The following is a 15328-nucleotide window of genomic DNA, read 5'->3' as shown; positions in this document are numbered from 1 at the left end:
GTCAGTGCTGCTTGAGCCACTGCCCGTTGACGTTCATCAGCGCGCACGGACCGGTGTAGGGCTTGCGGTTGGCCTCGCAGGCCGACATGGCCTGGCGCGCCGCTTCGCGCGGTGAGGCCTGGCCGGCGCGCCAGCCGAAGGCGCCGCTGTCGGACGACGCGAAGGCCTTGTGGTTCGGCTGGGCCAGGTACTCGTCGGTGAAGGCCCTCAGCGCGTCCGGGCCGGTGATCACGTCGGCGGCCTGGGCGGCGCGCGGGTCGAACTGTTCCGTCGCCGGGGCCTCGGCCTCGCGGACGCGCTTGACATACGACCGGTACGACGAGAACGAGGCGAGCAGCATCAGCACCAGCAGCACGCCCGTGATCACCGCGGCCACGGCGTTGCCCCGGCGCGGCTGCGGGCCGTAGTCGTTGTCGCCGCCGGTGCCTGGCCAGAACATCATCACCAGGCCGAGCAAGCCGCCGAGGACGGGCACCGACAGCAGCAGCGACCACCAGCCGCTGCGGTTCAGGTCATGCAGCCGCAGCGCGCTGGCGCGCACCGACCAGATGACGAACGCGGCGAAGACCGGCACGAGCAGAAGCGCGAACCCCACCGAGCGGAAGATCGGCAGGATCACCGCCGCGCCGACAGCGATCAACGCGACGCCGAGCAGGCTCAGCATGCCGGTGTTGAAGTAGGCGATGCGGCCGATGCGGCCTTCGAAGCTCAGGCTCAGGACCGGCGGCAATTCCTCGCTGGGTTCGTACCCCACGGCGCCGCCCGACTTCGGCGGCGCATAGCGGCCGCCGCCGTTGCGGGCCGCCAGGCGCTCGGCGCGGGCCCGGTCGATCTCTTCCTGCTTGTTGGCGATCGCGCGGGCGATGTCGGTGGAGCAGTTGCGGCAGAACGCGCGCTTGGGCTGGCGCTCGCCGCAGTTGGGGCAGGTCACCTGCTCTTCGAGCGGTGCCAGCGGCGGGATCGTGGCGGCGAGCGGCGTCGGGGGCGGCGCGGCGACGGGCGCGGCAGTGGGGGCCTTCGCGGCAGGGATCGGTGGCGTCGCCAGCGGCGAGGTGGTCACCCCGACCGGCTTGCCATCCGCCGTCTCGACCAGCACCTGCATGCCCATCTGGCGAAACTTCTGCACGTAGCGATCGGCATCGGCGAGCGCGATGGCGCGCTTGATCACCGTGCGGCCGCCGGCGAACACCTCTTCGAGCCGCTCGCCCTCGACGCGGTAGGCCTGCGCGAAGCTGCGCTTGACCTCGTCGAGGCTGAACCCGCTCAGCACCTCGCCCGCGAACACCAGGCGCACCTGTGCACTGCCTTCCATCGAATCCCTCCAGGGCCCGAGCCCCTGCGCTGTTTGGGCGTGAGCATAGAGGCACCCTGTGCCGGACGGCCCCTGCAAGAGGCCATTCATCCTCAATATTGGGGAGATGCGTGTGATTTTTCAGATGGCTTGAAACAGTTCACATGCTGTTCTTTTGGTTTACAGCTCTCAAGCAGTAAATTGACTCAACAGCCTACAATATGTGAACCCGAAGTACAGCTCGGAGCTTGCATGCCTGATTTCACCGTTCGCACTGCGGATCAATTGCCGACCCTGCTGCAGGCCTTCCGCAAGGAGGCCGGCCTGACGCAACGCGAAGCCGCCCTGCGTCTAGGCGTCACCCAGCAGACCTACTCGGCCCTGGAGCGCAACGCCGAGAAGGTGGGCGCCGCCCGGCTGCTGAAGCTGCTGGGCATCCTCGGCGTCGAACTCGTGCTGAGCAAGCCTGCCGCCAGCCCCACGCCGCCGGCCTGGTGACGCATGGGACGCCGCTCGCACACCCGCTCGCTCGGGCTCTGGATGAACGGGGTCTTCGTCGGCACCTGGAGCCGAGCCCCGAACGCGCCGGACACGCTGCAGTACGACCTCGACTGGACTCGGTCGGAGCAGGGTCGCCCGCTGTCGTTGTCGCTGCCCTTCACGCCGGGCAACGGGCCGCATCGCGGAGACAAGGTTCGCGCCTGGTTCGCCAACCTGTTGCCGGACAGCCAGGACATCCTCGACCGCATGGCCCGCCGCTACGCGACGGGCTCGACCGACGCGTTCGATCTGCTGTCCGAGATCGGACGCGACTGTGTCGGGGCGCTGGAGATCCTGCCCCCGGACCAGGCTCCGGCCGGCCCCGCGGCCGTGCAGGCGCAGCCGCTGACCGATGCCGAGGTGGCCGAGGTGCTGCGCGGCACCACGACGCCGCACACGCTGGGGCTGGTCGCCAACGACGACGACTTCCGCATCTCCATCGCGGGCGCGCAGGAGAAGACGGCGCTGTCGTTCCAGGACGGCCGCTGGTGCCTGCCACGGGGCGGCACGCCCACCACGCACATCTTCAAGCTGCCGCCGGGGCTGATCGGCGGCATGAAGCTCGACATGCGCGACTCGGTCGAGAACGAGTGGCTGTGCTCGCGGATCCTGCAGGCGTACGGCCTGCCGGTGGCCGCCTGCACGCCGCTGCAGTTCGAGGACATGAAGGCACTCGTGGTCGAGCGCTTCGACCGCGCCTGGTGGAGCAGCCCGGCCGGTGAGCGGCGGCTGATCCGCCTGCCGCAGGAGGACCTGTGCCAGGCCAGCGGCGTGCCGCCCGGCGCCAGGTACGAGGCCGAGGGCGGCCCGGGCATGGATCGCATCCTCGGCGTGCTCGAGGGTTCCATGGCACGCGAACGGGACCGCCGGACCTTCTTCCAGGCGCAGTTGCTGTTCTGGATGCTGTGCGCGACGGATGGCCACGCGAAGAACTTCAGCCTCTTCCTGCGTCCCAACGGGCGCTACCAGCTGACGCCGCTCTACGACGTGCTGTCGGCGTACTCGGTGCTGGGCGCCGGCCCGTCGAAGATCTCGCCCTTCAAGGCCAGGATGGCGATGGCGGTGCGTTCGAAGAACGCGCACTGGAAGATGCAGGACATCCAGCGACGGCACTGGGAGGCGCTCGGTGCGCGCCATGGTGTCGTGACGGAGGCCGGCCAGCCGGTCGGCCTCGTGATCGACGAACTCGTTGCGCAGACGCCGCGAGTGATGGACGCCGTGCGCGCGCAGTTGCCGGGCGACTTTCCGATGCAACTGGTCGACAGCATCCTGGATGGCCTGCAGGACGCAGCGAACAAGCTCGCGCTGCCTTGAGTCGAGCCAGAAAAGCAGAAAGCCCCGAGCAGCGAACTGTCTCGGGGCTTCCATGATCTGGTGGCCAAGGGCGGAATCGAACCACCGACACGCGGATTTTCAATCCGCTGCTCTACCAACTGAGCTACTTGGCCGTGAGCCGATGAGTATAGCAGTTTGCCGGCAGGCTTCGATCAGATCCCGCCGCTGCGCTTGTTGCGCGTCAGGTCGACGCCCAGTTGCTTGAGCTTGCGGTACAGGTGCGTGCGCTCCAGGCCGGTCTTCTCGGCCACGCGCGTCATGCTGCCGTTCTCCTTGGCCAGGTGGAACTCGAAGTAGCTCTTCTCGAAGGCATCGCGCGCCTCGCGCAGCGGCCGGTCGAGCTCGAAGCTCTGTTCCGATTGCGGGCCGATCGGCGGCAGCGGCATCGCCTGGCTCACCGGCAGCGTCTCGATGGGCATGCCGTACTCGATGCGCGGCAGCGGCAGGGGGGGCGGCGGCGGCGGCGGCGGCGGGGCCGCCCGGCTGTTCGGCTTGACCAGCGCCTGCTCCACCGCGCGCAGCAGCTTCTGCAGCGTGATCGGCTTCTCGAGGAAGGCCACCGCCCCGACCTTCGTCGCCTCGACCGCCGTGTCGATGGTGCCGTGGCCCGACATCATGATCACCGGCATCGTCAGCAGCGTGGTCGCACCCCACTCCTTCAGCAGCGTGATGCCGTCGACATCGGGCATCCAGATGTCGAGCAGCACGAGGTCGGGCCGCACCCGCTCGCGGCACGCGCGGGCCTGCGCCGCGTTCTCGGCCAGTTCGACCTGGTGGCCTTCGTCGGTCAGGATCTCCGACAGCAGGGCGCGAATGCCCAGTTCGTCATCTACAACAAGAATGGTGGCCATGAACCCTCAGTGCACCCGGCTGTCGGCGGCGGCCGCTTCAGCGGACCCAACCGGTGCGAATTTTGAAAATGATAGCGAAACTTGGGCACCGATCACGACTTCTCCCTGCTCGGAAGCCTCGGTGAGGTTGGCCAGCCGGATGCGCGCCCCGTGTTCATCGGCGATTTTCTTGACCACGGCCAGGCCCAGGCCGGTCCCCTTGCTCTTCGTGGTGACGTACGGTTCGAACGCCCGCTTCAGCACCTTGTCTGCGAATCCCGGCCCATTGTCGATCACCTGCAGCCGCACGGCCCGCACCTCGCCCTGCTCGGTGCGCGCGAGTTCGGTGACCACCCGCACCTGCCCGTCGGGCCGCTCGGCCACCGCATCGATCGCGTTCTGCACCAGGTTGTGGATGACCTGCCGCAGCTGCGTCGTGTCGCCGATGATCGCCGGCAGGTCGGCCGCGAAGACGGTTCGCAGCTGCCCCGATTCCTGCGCCGTCGCGTACAGCGTCAACACCTCGGCCACCAGCGCGTTCAGGTCGAGCGGGTGCGGCCGCGCCGCCGGCAGCCGCGCGTAATCGCGGAACTCGTTGACCAGCGTCTTCATCGCCTGCACCTGGCTGACGATGGTGCCCACCGAGCGCACCAGCATCGCCTGGTCGAGGCCTTCGAGCTTCGATTCCAGCTTGTGCTGCAGCCGCTCGGCCGACAGCTGGATCGGCGTCAGCGGGTTCTTGATCTCGTGCGCCAGCCGCCGTGCCACCTCGCTCCAGGCCTCGGCGCGCTGGGCCGAGACGACGTCGCTGATGTCGTCGAACACCATCAGGCGGCCGTCGTGCGGCATCGCCGCCCCGCGCACCAGCAGCGTCACCTTGTCGCGGTCGGCCGCGGTCTGCAGGTCGAACGCATCCTGCCAGTGGTCGCGCTCGCCGGCCTCGGGGCTGCTGCGGTGCAGGTCGAAGCGCTGCAGCACCGCCCGGCCGAAGTCCGCCAGCCCCGGCACCTCCGCCAGCGTGCGGCCGCGGTAGGCCGACAACGGCAGCCGCAGGATGCGCGTCGCGCCCGGGTTGACGGTGTCGATGCGGCCGTCGCGGTCGAACACGATCACGCCGGCCGTCAGGTTGTCGAGGATGGTCTGCAGGTTGGTGCGCGCCGCCTCCAGCTGCGCGAGGCTGCGCTGCACCAGCGAGCGCGCATCGGACAGCTGCTCGGTCATGTCGGCGAACGAGCGCGTCAGGCCGCTCAGCTCGTCGCGCGACGACACCACCTGCTTGCGCGTCAGGTCGCCGCGCGCCACCTGGCGCACGCCCTCGGCCAGCACCAGCAGCGGCCGCGCGAGCTGGTTGCCCAGCGTCACCGCGAGCAGCAGCGCGCCGAACACCGCGAGGATCAGCGTCAGCGTCAGCGTGCCGATGTACATGCGCCGCAGGCCGTCGCGCGCCAGCGAGCGCTGCTGGTACTCGCGGTAGGCCGCCTGCACCGCCAGCGCATTCGTCACCACCGAGCTCGGCAGCAGCTGGGTGACGAGCAGGAAGCGGTCCTGCGCGTCGAGCGAGATGTTCGAGCTCGGCATGAAGGCCAGCGCCTTGATGCGCGCGGTGCCGGAGTTCGCCGCGGTGTCCTCGTCCAGCCCCTCCAGCTGGCTGATCACCCGCGAGTTGCGCGCCTGGCGCAGCTGCGCCTGCGTCGGCCGGTCGGGCGACAGGTTGCCGGCGGCGCTCGGGCCCACCGTCAGCAGCACCTGGCCGCTCGGCCCGAGCACCGTCACCTCCTGGGCCGACAGCTGCTCGCGCAGCCGCTCCAGCTGCAGCGGCTGCACGGACGGCGTGCTGTCGGCCAGCCGCTCGGCGGCGAGCCGGGCCTTGTTCGCGAGGTCGTTGACCTGCGCATCGAGCGTGCCGCGCCCGAGGTTCAGACCGGCATCGAGCGCACCCTCGACCTTCACGTCGAACCAGGTCTCGATGCTGCGCGAGACGAACTGGTACGACACCGTGTAGATCAGCAGCCCCGGCACCACGCCCACCATCGCGAAGATGGCCGCGAGCCGCAGCAGCAAGCGGCTGCCGAACTTGCCGCGCCGCACCCGCAGCAGCAGGCGCACCGACGCGATGCCGATCACCAGCATCAGCAGCGCGGCGACGATCAGGTTGACCCAGAACAGCCAGACGTAGTGCTTCTCGTACAGCCCGCGGCTGTTGGTGGCGATCGACAGCAGGAACACCAGCACCAGCCCCGCGCCGGTGACGGCGACCAGCGAGACGATCCATGCCCAGCGGGAGGCCTTGGTCATGTCAGTGACGAACCCACGGCGACGTAGCGATCACCCTGTTGAAGCGGGCACTGCGTGTCAAAAGCGCTTGAAACGCTCGACGCGCAACGTCCAGTCGGCCTGCCCGCCGATGCCGATCTGCATCGGCCGCGGCAGCTGGCTGGTGTCCAGCCGGTAGCTGAACTCGATGTAATGGTGGCCTTCGTCATCGATCTGCGCCGCATCGGCCAGCCGCCAGCTCACGACGCGGCGCAGCGAGGCCAGCGCATCGAACAGATTGTCGTAGCTCTGGTGCAGCCCGCCGAAGGTGACGCGGTATTTCCGCGTCAGCGGCTGGTAGGCCAGGCGCCAGGTGCGGGTCGACGACGTGATCAGCTTGTCGCGCCAGTACCAGCGGTCGCGGTAGACCTCGGCCTCGGCGACGAAATACACCGGCACGCCCTTCAGCAGCGCGTCCTCGACCGAGTGCGGCAGCTCGAACTGGGCCGAGAAACCGAGCAGCAGGCCGTCTTCGTTGCGCACCAGCTCGAAGCTCTCGAGCTCGATCGGCTCGGCCCGCAGCGGCGCGTGCAGCGCCATCAGCAGCGCGGTGGCGACCCACAGCAGCAGCCGCCCCCAGCCACCCGCGCCGGGGACACAACCGCCTTGCCTGGGAGGGAACCGGAGCGAGCGCAGCACGGATTCGTTCTAGGATTTGGTCAGCAGTGCGTAGAAGAAGCCGTCGGGCGATGCACCCGGATGGAGCGCGTGGCCTTCGCCTGGATTGTCGGCGAGCGGCAGCAGGTGGCCGGGTGAAGGCCGGTCGGAAGCCGCGGACGCGTTGGTTTCGCGTTGCAAAAAAGCGTCGATCACCTGCCGCCCCTCGGCCTGGAACACCGAGCAGGTGCAATACACCAGCTGGCCGCCCGGCTTCAGCAGCGGCCACACGGCGTCCAGCATCTCGCCCTGCAACGTCGCCAGCGCCGGGATGTCCGTCGGCCGGCGCAGCCAGCGCACGTCCGGGTGGCGGCGCACGATGCCCGAGGCGCTGCAAGGGGCATCGAGCAGGATCGCGTCGAACGGCCGGCCCTGCGACCAGGCGGCGGTGTCGCGCGCGTCGGCGGCCACCAGCGTGGCCTGGCGGCCGATCCGGTCCAGCGTGTCGCGCACCCGGGCCAGCCGGCCCGGATCGCTGTCGAGCGCGGTCACGTCCAGGTCGGCCAGCTCGAGCAGGTGGGCGGTCTTGCCGCCGGKGGCCGCGCAGGCGTCGAGCACGCGCGCGCCGGCCGGCAGACCCTCGCCGAGCAGCAGCGGGGCGGCGAGCTGGGCCGCCGCATCCTGCACCGAGACATCGCCGGCCGCGAAGCCGGGCAGCCGCTGCACCGCCGCCGGCTGCGCCAGCACGACCGCCTGCGGGCCGGCGACCCGGCCTTCGAGCCCGGCCTCGGCCAGCCGGCGCACATAGTCCGCGGGCGTGCCGCGGCGCGCATTGACGCGCAGGGTCATCGGCGGGCGGCTGTTGTTGGCCGCGAGCAGCGCCTGCCAGTGATCCGGCCAGTCGGCCTGCAGCCGCTCGACCCACCAGCGCGGGTGGTTGTGGCGGGCCAGCGGATCGGCGAGCGCCGCGGCCACCTGGGCCGCTTGCTCGCGCAGGAAGCGGCGCAGCACCGCGTTGACGAACGGGGCGCCGGCGTGGGCGCGCTGCTTGGAGGCCTCCACGGCCTGGTTCACCAGCGTGTGCGGTGCGTAGCGGGCGCCGTTGATGGCCAGCTCCGCGCTGGCGGGTTCGTCCGATCCGGCGCCCGGCCACAGCAGCGCCAGCACGCTCAGCAGCAGCGCGTCGATGAACGGCGGCGGTGCCTTGAGCGCGAGCTGGCGGCGCAGCACCTCGGCGGCGCCGAGCTTGCGCATCACCTCGAACGCCAGCGCCTGCGTGCCCGGCCGGGCCTCCGCAGGGCAGCGCGCGAGCGCGTCGTTGAGGGAGCGGCCGTCGCGCACGGCCTGCACGGCGTTGGCGACATGGACGAGGAGCTGGTACAGGGGCAGGGAGGTCACGGGCGAGAGTCTACGGGCGCGGGCACAATCGCCACCCTGTGCGGCCCACCAGAAAGACCGACATGCCGAAAGCGCCCCCCCGCGACGACGCCCGAAGCGAAGCCGAACTCGCCGCCCTGCCCGCGTCCGAGCGCATCCGCTACCGGCTGGTCGGCGCCGATTGCCGCTACCACGCCAACGACAACATCGCGGCCCACATCCGCGAAGGCGAGATCGACGAGCTGCGCGACGAGGTCGAGGCGAAGATGCAGGAGGTGTTGAAGGCGCTGGTGATCGACACCGACAGCGACCACAACACCCACGAGACTGCCAAGCGCGTCGCGAAGATGTTCCTGACCGAGGTGTTCCGCGGCCGCTACGTGCCGATCCCCGCGGTCACCGAGTTCCCGAACGTCGAGCGGCTCAACGAGCTGATGATCGTCGGCCCGATCACGGTGCGCAGCGCCTGCTCGCACCACCTGTGCCCGATCATGGGGCGGGTGTGGATCGGCATCCTGCCGAACGAGCATTCGAACCTGATCGGGCTGTCGAAGTACGCCCGCATCTGCGACTGGATCATGAGCCGCCCGCAGATCCAGGAAGAGGCCGTCACGATGCTGGCCAACGAATTGCAGAGCCGCGTCAAGCCCGACGGCCTCGCCCTCGTGATGGAAGCCGATCACTTCTGCATGCACTGGCGCGGCGTGAAGGACGACCAGTCGATGATGACCAACAGCGTGATGCGCGGCTCGTTCCTGAAGGACGCGAACCTGCGCCGCGAATTCCTGTCCCTGCTGAGCAAGAAGACCTGAAAGGATTCCCCATGCTCGTGCGCCTGATGTACGCCAGCCGTGCCGCCGCGTCGATGGACACCGAGACGCTCGCGGCGATCATGAAGAAATCGCGTGCCCACAACCCGCAGGTCGGCGTGACCGGGGTGCTGTGCCATTCCGGCGGCATCTTCCTGCAGGTGCTCGAAGGCGGCCGGCTGCCGGTCAGCCAGCTGTACAACCGCATCGCCAACGACCCGCGCCACCACGACGTGGCGCTGCTGCGCTACGAAGAGATCGGCGAGCGCCGCTTCGCCGGCTGGGCCATGGGCCAGGTGATGATGAACATGCTGAACCCGGCGCTGCTGCTGAAGTATTCCGAGCGCGCCGAGCTCGATCCGTACGCGGTGTCGGGCGAGGTGTCGATGGCGCTGTTCGACGAGCTGGTCGCGTCCGCCTCGGTCATGTGCCAGAACTGAGGCCGGCGCGCAGCACCGCCGCCGGCAGCTCGATGTAGTGCCGGGCCAGCTCGGGCGGCAGCGGCGAGTCGAGCAGCAGCCCGGCCAGCCGCAGCGCATCGGCCGCGCCGTCCGACAGCCGGTTCATCGGGCTCGCGGCCAGCGCCGCCTCGAGCCAGGCGCGCACCAGCACCGGCCGCAGCATCCAAGGGAGGCCCTGCACGACGGCGAGCGCCTGCGCCACCTCGTCGGCATCGGGCAGTTCGGGCGCCGGCACGATCGCATCGCGCACCCAGCGCTTCATCACCGCCTGGTACCAGGCCGTGCCGCTCTCGAGCTCGCCATCGGGCACGAGCCGCGACAGGAAGGCCGTGAACCGCGCCACCTGCATCAGCGCCGATTCCGGCAGCTCGGCGAGGTCGTTGCTGGCGCTCGCGTTGGGGCTGGGCGGGCGGGCTTCGCCGAGGCGGTGCCGCAGCGCCAGCCAGTGCAGGCGGTCGATCGGGCGCACCTGGCCGTCGGCGGCCATCACGCGGCGGGCCGCTTCGACGACATCCTGCCGGTCGTTCAGCGGCGCGCGCGCGATGCGCGTGAGCAGCACCTCGATCCACGGCAGGCGCGCCGCCGGGCCCAGCTTGTTGACCTCGTCGCGCAACGCATCGGCCGTGCTCAGGCCGCGGGTCTCGTCGCGCCAGGCGCGGCGCTCGCGCTGGCTGCCGGGCGTCGCGATCAGTGCCAGCAGCACCGCGCGGAGCTCGCCGGGGCCATGCACGCGGCCGAGGCGGTCGATCGCTTCGCGTTCGTCGTCATCCGACGCGGGACGGGGTTGCGGCAGCGTGCCGGTGGGGTCGGGTGTCTCGGACATGGGGACAGCATAGGCGATGGGCGCGGCGGCAGCAGCCGCCACAGCGGGAAGGCGGTGCGGCTCGCCGGTTTCGTCGGCCGGCAGCGCCGGGGCCGCGAGCGGCGGCATCGCGCGGCCGTAGACGCGGCGCACGCGCTCGGGCAGCGGCGGATGCGTGGACAGCCAGCCCGCCGGCGCCTGCATCAGCTGGCCGGCCAGCAGGCGGGACGGCACGCGGTACAGCGCGGCCTCGCGCGCATCGACCTGGTGCCAGATCTTGCGCAGCGTGCCGCCCAGGCCGTCGCGGCTGCGGGTGAACTGCACCGCGCTCGCATCGGCCAGCAGTTCGCGCTGCCGCGACACGGCGGCCTGCAGCACCTGGCCGGCGACCCAGCCCAGGCTGCCCGCCGCGATGAAGACCGGGCCGACCAGCACGCCGGGGAAGCTCCGGTTGCCCTCTTCGTCGGCGTCGAACAGCCGGTGGCCGTAGCCGTGCACCAGCGACAGCCCCCACACCAGCGCCAGCAGCAGCATGTGCAGGCGCAGGTCGCCGTTGTGGATGTGACCGAACTCGTGCGCAACGAGGCCTTGCAGCTCGTCGCGCGTCAGGCGCTGCAGCGCGCCGCGCGTCACCGCGACCACCGACTCCTCGGGCGACCAGCCGGCCGCGAACGCATTGATGGCGTGCTCGCGCTCCAGCAGGTAGACGCGCGGGCGCGGCAGGCCGGAAGCGAGCGCCATCTCGTCGACGATGTTCAGCAGGCGTCGCTCGGTGACGTCGCGCGGGTCGAGCAGTTCGCGCCCGCCGGCCCATTCCGCCACGTGGGCGCCGCCGCCGCTGCGCAGCCGCACCGTCTCGACCCAGCAGCCGCCCAGCACGAACAGCAGCACGATCGCGGTGTTGGTCTCGAAGAAGAGCGACGGCAGGCCGGGGAAATCGGCGTCGCGCAGCAGCAGCGCGGCAGCGCCCCACCAGAGTGCGAGCAATGCCACGTTGACCACCAGCACCAGTGCGACCAGCAGCAGCGCGAACAGCGCCAGCAGCCGCTGCGTGGCCTGGCGGGTCTCGTCCTGCTGGTCGCGAAAGCGCACGGCCGCGCGCGGACTACAGCTGCACGCGCACCGCGGCGCGCTCGGCCTCGCTCGTGGTGGACTGCAGCATCGCGGCCTCGCGGAAGCCGAACAGCGCGGCCAGCAGCCGGGTCGGGAACTGCTGCGCGGCGACGTTGTAGTCGAGGGCCGCGTCGTTGAACAGCTGGCGCGAGAACGCCACCTTGTTCTCGGTGCTGGTCAGCTCCTCGGACAGCTCGCGCAGGCTCTGGTCGGCCTTCAGCTCCGGGTAGGACTCGACCAGCGCCATCAGCCGGCCCATCGCCGAGCCGAGCACGCCCTCGGCCATCGCGAGGCTCGTCACCGGCCCGGCGGCACCGGGGCGCGCGCGCGCCAGGTCGGCCGCGGCCTTGGCCTGGTTGCGGGCGGCGGTCACGGCCTCGAGCGTCTCGCGCTCATGCGTCACGTACTTGCGCGCGACCTCGACCAGGTTGGGGATCAGGTCGTAACGGCGCTTGAGCTGCACGTCGATCTGCGCGAACGCATTGCCGATCACGTTGCGCAGGCGCACCAGGCGGTTGTAGGCGCCGACGGCCCAGAAGACCAGCACGGCAAGAACGATCCAGGCGACGATTTGGGCTGTACTCATGGGGGAGGAATGTACAGCTCCCCGGCGACGGTCCGATCAGCGTTCGACCGGCGGATGCTTCAGCGAATGCGCCACCTCGGCCAGCGCCTCGCGCGCCTGCTCGCTGTCGCGCACCAGGCCCAGCTCGCCGCGCTCCCAGGCCATCGCGAGCGCCTGGTGGGCCGGCGGATATTCCAGCGCCGCCGCTTCGCGGTACAGCAGCAGCGCCCTCGCCTCGTCGCGCGGCACGCCATCGCCCTCGCGCGCGGCATTCGCCAGCAGGAACAGCGCCTGCGGATCGTGCGCCTGTGCGGCCTGCGCCAGCCAGCGCGCCGCAGCGCCCGGATCGCGCGCGCGCCGCGCCAGCAGGCCGCGCTGCAAGGCCGCGCCCGCATGGCCTGCCTCGGCGGCGCGCTCGAAATCGCGTGCCGCCAGCGCCTCGTCATGCTGCGGCCCGGATTGCAGGTGCAGCTTTCCCAACTGGTAAGACGCCTGGGCATCGCCCTGCTGCTGCGCCGCCTGCAGCCAACGCAGCGCCTCGCTCCGGTCCGCAGCATCGGCCGTCGCGGCCAGCACGCTGCCGAGCGCCTGCTGCGCCTGCGCCGCGCCGCCTTCCGCGCGGTAGCGCAGCTGCTGCAGCGCCTGCGCATCGCGGCCGGCACCGGCGCGCACCGCGAGCTGTTCGGTGGACACAGCCGCCAGCGCCCCGCGCTCGCCGCGGGTGCTGACGCCCACCGCCAGCGCCGCGCTGGCGGCTGCGAGCGCGACCAGCGCCCACACGGTGTGCTCGAACAGTCGCGCCATCTCTTTTACTGCGCCAGGTCGATCGCGTACACCGACAGGCTCTTGCCGCTGCCGTCGTCCGCCTGCTGCAGCGTGATGCCGGCCAGGCCCGCAGCCTGCGCCAGCGCGAGCTGATTGGCCGCCGACTTGAAGGTCACCGGCCCGGCCGTCGTCACCTTCGTGAAGCGCCAGCTGCGGTGCGAGCCGTTGGCCGCACGGGTCAGGTTCTTCGCGGTCTTGATGTACGAGATCAGCGCATCGCGGTTCGCGTCGGGCGACGCGTAGATCGTCTTGCTGCCGTCCAGACCCGGGAAGCTGCCGCCGCCGCTCGCGCGGTAGTTGTTGGTCGCGACGACGAACTGCGCCGCCACATCGATCGCCGCGCCCTTGTACGTCAGATTCTTGATGCGGCTGCCGACCGGCTGCGTCACGTCGATCTCGTACTGCATGTCGGCCGACGTGAACATGTCGAAGTTGTAGCCCGGATAGGTGCTGACCAGCTCCTGCGCCGTGGTGAGCGCCGGGTTGATCGTGTTGAAGCGCTTCGCCGCGGTCTCCAGCCAGCCCTTGATGTCGGCGCCCGTCACCTTCACCGCATAGATCGTGTTCGGGTACAGGTACAGGTCGGCCGCGTTGTTGATCGCGAGCGGGCCGGCGGCCACGTCGGTGAAGTCATTGCCGCCGCCGAAGCCGGACTTGAACGGCGCGCTGACCGACAGCACCGGCAGCGACTTGAACTCCGGCAGGTTGGCCTGGATGTAGGCCGAGACGTAGTCCGCCTGGGCCTGGTTGACGATCTCGATCGCGCCGGGCTCGCCCACGTCGGCGAAGTAGGTCGTCATGCGGAAGTCGGTCGTGCCGACCGGCGTCTTCACGTACGCGATGGTCGCCTGGTGCTCGGCCTCGATCAGCGGCGCCACCGTCGCATCGACCGCGACATAGGTCTTGTCGGCGTTCTGCGTCGAACGTGCCTCGACCGTGGTCTTCGTCGTGTCGACCGTCCACTTGCTGCCGTCGTGCTTCAGATTCAGGCCGATCACGCCCAGGTGCTTGCCCCAGAAGTTGGCCATCACGGTCGGCACGCCGTTGACGGTGCCCTTGACCTTGTCGACACCGGTCTGGTTGAACTGCCCGACGGTGCTCTTCGCGTCCGGGAAGATTTGGTGCGAGTGGCCGATCAGCATCGCATCGACGCCGGCCACCTTCGACAGGTGCCAGCTGCCGTTCTCCATCGTCGGCGAGTAGGCCCCGGCGTCGAGACCGCCGTGCGAGATCACGACGATCAGCTCGGCGCCCTTGGCCTTCATCTCGGGAATGAACTTCTCGGCCGTTTCCTTCACGCCCTCGGTGTAGACCTTGCCGTCGAGCCAGCGCTTGTCCCAGGCCAGGATGGCGGGCGGCGCGAAGCCGATGAAGCCGACCTTGACCGGCACGCTCACGTCCTTGCCGGCCGGGTCCTTGGCCTTCAGCGTCTTCGTGACGATGGTGTACGGCGTGAACAGCGGCTGCTTGCTCTTGACGCTGTAGACGTTGGCCAGCACCTGCGGAAAGGCCGGGCCGGCGCAGGTCGGCTGCGCGCTCAGTGCCGGCATGCCGTCGACATCGAACTTGTTGCCGGTGACCTGCGCGAGGTAGGGCAGGCCGTAGTTGAACTCGTGGTTGCCGATGCCGCCCACGTCGTAGCCGGCGGCGTTCATCGCCTTGTAGATCGCCAGCGTGTCGGTGCAGGCGATCGGCTTGACCAGCGCCTGGTAGTCGGACACCGCGGTGCCCTGGATCGTGTCGCCGTTGTCGACCAGCATCGCGTTGGCGAACTCGGCGCGCGCGGCCTTGATCAGCGTCGCGGTGCGCTCGAAACCGAGCGTCGTGTCATCGGCGAGCTTGAAGTAGTCGTAGCTGCGCACATTGGTGTGCAGGTCGGTGGTCTCCAGCAGCGCGAGCTGCGCGGTCGTGCCGGCCGCAACCGCCGGCGCCGCGGGTGCGGCGTCGTCGCTGCCACCGCAGGCCAGCAGGCCGGCCCCCAGGGCGATGGCACCGAGGCCCGAACCCAGCTTCCAACCCATGCGTCGATCGAACGTCATCCTCGCTCCTCGTTGTGTGGTCGCCGTCGGGCGAAGCGGGGAGTGTCGCGACGGCATGTGGCAGGGCTGTGAAATCCGATACTTCGATCCAGCCCGAAGCAATCGATGGGCCACCGGAGCGACGATCCGACATCGCTGCCTGGACCCCTTCATGACCTCCCTCGACCTGACCTCTCTCGACCTGATGATTCTGCTGGCCTTCGCCGGCTTCGTGTTCGCCCTCGCCGGTTTCGTGAAGGGCGTGATCGGCCTCGGGCTGCCGACCATCTCGATGGGCTTGCTGAGCGTCGTGATGCCGCCGGCGCAGGCGGCCGCGCTGCTGGTGGTGCCGTCGTTCGTCACCAACCTGTGGCAGATCGCCGGGCCGGGCTTCGGCGCGCTGCTGCGCCGGCTCGCCACGCTGCTGGCCGGCGTGTGCGCCGGCGTCGCGC

The 15328-nt window shown here is 70.1% G+C and carries 13 protein-coding genes, 1 tRNA gene and 1 pseudogene; 5 read left to right on the top strand and 10 right to left on the bottom strand.

Annotated features, from left to right (window positions below):
* Position 1 precedes the first annotated feature (1 nt).
* On the bottom strand, positions 2-1312 hold the full coding sequence (locus AC1DXV_RS08610; protein ID WP_477866400.1) for a DUF805 domain-containing protein: 1311 nt from the start codon (positions 1310-1312) through the stop codon (positions 2-4).
* 231 nt (positions 1313-1543) lie between these two features.
* Here AC1DXV_RS08610 and AC1DXV_RS08605 point away from each other — a divergent pair, with 231 nt between their 5' ends.
* Both AC1DXV_RS08605 and AC1DXV_RS08600 read left to right on the top strand, forming a co-directional pair.
* On the top strand, positions 1544-1789 hold the full coding sequence (locus AC1DXV_RS08605; RefSeq protein WP_477866398.1) for a helix-turn-helix domain-containing protein: 246 nt from the start codon (positions 1544-1546) through the stop codon (positions 1787-1789).
* A gap of 3 nt (positions 1790-1792) precedes the next feature.
* Positions 1793-3145: a type II toxin-antitoxin system HipA family toxin gene (locus AC1DXV_RS08600; protein ID WP_477933212.1), complete on the top strand. Its 1353-nt coding sequence runs from the start codon at positions 1793-1795 to the stop codon at positions 3143-3145.
* A 58-nt stretch (positions 3146-3203) separates the two neighbouring features.
* On the opposite strand, the gene AC1DXV_RS08595 is transcribed toward AC1DXV_RS08600, so the two are convergent.
* The 5 genes from AC1DXV_RS08595 to rsmB all read right to left on the bottom strand — a co-directional run bounded on the left by AC1DXV_RS08595 (position 3204) and on the right by rsmB (position 8304).
* Positions 3204-3279 (bottom strand) — tRNA-Phe (locus AC1DXV_RS08595).
* A 39-nt stretch (positions 3280-3318) separates the two neighbouring features.
* Positions 3319-4017, bottom strand: coding sequence for a response regulator (locus tag AC1DXV_RS08590; RefSeq protein WP_477866394.1), 699 nt, complete (start codon positions 4015-4017; stop codon positions 3319-3321).
* Positions 4018-4023: 6 nt separating this feature from the next.
* Positions 4024-6291, bottom strand: a complete 2268-nt coding sequence (locus tag AC1DXV_RS08585; RefSeq protein ID WP_477933210.1) for a sensor histidine kinase — start codon at positions 6289-6291, stop codon at positions 4024-4026.
* A 57-nt stretch (positions 6292-6348) separates the two neighbouring features.
* Positions 6349-6948, bottom strand: a complete 600-nt coding sequence (locus AC1DXV_RS08580; RefSeq protein ID WP_477866390.1) for a DUF4390 domain-containing protein — start codon at positions 6946-6948, stop codon at positions 6349-6351.
* 9 nt (positions 6949-6957) lie between these two features.
* Positions 6958-8304: a 16S rRNA (cytosine(967)-C(5))-methyltransferase RsmB gene (gene rsmB / locus AC1DXV_RS08575; protein ID WP_477933208.1), complete on the bottom strand. Its 1347-nt coding sequence runs from the start codon at positions 8302-8304 to the stop codon at positions 6958-6960.
* A 62-nt stretch (positions 8305-8366) separates the two neighbouring features.
* Here rsmB and folE point away from each other — a divergent pair, with 62 nt between their 5' ends.
* Both folE and AC1DXV_RS08565 read left to right on the top strand, forming a co-directional pair.
* Positions 8367-9095, top strand: a complete 729-nt coding sequence (gene folE, locus AC1DXV_RS08570; protein WP_477933206.1) for a GTP cyclohydrolase I — start codon at positions 8367-8369, stop codon at positions 9093-9095.
* An 11-nt stretch (positions 9096-9106) separates the two neighbouring features.
* Positions 9107-9532: a BLUF domain-containing protein gene (locus AC1DXV_RS08565; RefSeq protein WP_477873663.1), complete on the top strand. Its 426-nt coding sequence runs from the start codon at positions 9107-9109 to the stop codon at positions 9530-9532.
* On the opposite strand, the gene AC1DXV_RS08560 is transcribed toward AC1DXV_RS08565, so the two are convergent.
* From AC1DXV_RS08560 to AC1DXV_RS08545, 4 genes are read right to left on the bottom strand one after another with little or no spacing between them, the layout of a single operon-like run.
* Positions 9516-11447 (bottom strand): M48 family metalloprotease, encoded by a 1932-nt coding sequence (locus AC1DXV_RS08560; protein WP_477933204.1) that lies wholly within the window; start codon positions 11445-11447, stop codon positions 9516-9518. The two genes, AC1DXV_RS08565 and AC1DXV_RS08560, sit on opposite strands and share 17 nt — an antisense overlap.
* A gap of 13 nt (positions 11448-11460) precedes the next feature.
* Positions 11461-12054, bottom strand: a complete 594-nt coding sequence (locus AC1DXV_RS08555) for a LemA family protein (RefSeq protein ID WP_477873598.1) — start codon at positions 12052-12054, stop codon at positions 11461-11463.
* A 36-nt stretch (positions 12055-12090) separates the two neighbouring features.
* Complete coding sequence (locus AC1DXV_RS08550) at positions 12091-12837, bottom strand: SEL1-like repeat protein (protein ID WP_477933202.1); 747 nt, start codon at positions 12835-12837, stop codon at positions 12091-12093.
* A gap of 5 nt (positions 12838-12842) precedes the next feature.
* Positions 12843-14879 (bottom strand): bifunctional 2',3'-cyclic-nucleotide 2'-phosphodiesterase/3'-nucleotidase, encoded by a 2037-nt coding sequence (locus tag AC1DXV_RS08545; protein WP_477872220.1) that lies wholly within the window; start codon positions 14877-14879, stop codon positions 12843-12845.
* A 169-nt stretch (positions 14880-15048) separates the two neighbouring features.
* On the opposite strand from AC1DXV_RS08545, the pseudogene AC1DXV_RS08540 reads away from it, so the two are divergent.
* Positions 15049-15328 (top strand): annotated as a pseudogene (locus AC1DXV_RS08540) (sulfite exporter TauE/SafE family protein); the annotation flags it as partial.

It is taken from the genome of Rhizobacter sp. P3_C12 (assembly GCF_056402735.1).
Note: the sequence above shows the minus strand (reverse complement) of the source record. Positions and strands in the feature narration are given on the sequence as shown.

Bases quoted from the DNA above. Each gene is read 5' to 3' on its own strand.
- AC1DXV_RS08600 (WP_477933212.1), top strand. From the start codon at position 1,793: ATGGGACGCCGCTCGCACACCCGCTCGCTCGGGCTCTGGATGAACGGG.
- AC1DXV_RS08610 (WP_477866400.1), bottom strand. From the start codon at position 1,312: ATGGAAGGCAGTGCACAGGTGCGCCTGGTGTTCGCGGGCGAGGTGCTG.
- AC1DXV_RS08565 (WP_477873663.1), top strand. From the start codon at position 9,107: ATGCTCGTGCGCCTGATGTACGCCAGCCGTGCCGCCGCGTCGATGGAC.
- AC1DXV_RS08545 (WP_477872220.1), bottom strand. From the start codon at position 14,879: ATGGGTTGGAAGCTGGGTTCGGGCCTCGGTGCCATCGCCCTGGGGGCC.
- AC1DXV_RS08550 (WP_477933202.1), bottom strand. From the start codon at position 12,837: ATGGCGCGACTGTTCGAGCACACCGTGTGGGCGCTGGTCGCGCTCGCA.
- AC1DXV_RS08605 (WP_477866398.1), top strand. From the start codon at position 1,544: ATGCCTGATTTCACCGTTCGCACTGCGGATCAATTGCCGACCCTGCTG.
- AC1DXV_RS08585 (WP_477933210.1), bottom strand. From the start codon at position 6,291: ATGACCAAGGCCTCCCGCTGGGCATGGATCGTCTCGCTGGTCGCCGTC.
- AC1DXV_RS08590 (WP_477866394.1), bottom strand. From the start codon at position 4,017: ATGGCCACCATTCTTGTTGTAGATGACGAACTGGGCATTCGCGCCCTG.
- AC1DXV_RS08555 (WP_477873598.1), bottom strand. From the start codon at position 12,054: ATGAGTACAGCCCAAATCGTCGCCTGGATCGTTCTTGCCGTGCTGGTC.
- folE (WP_477933206.1), top strand. From the start codon at position 8,367: ATGCCGAAAGCGCCCCCCCGCGACGACGCCCGAAGCGAAGCCGAACTC.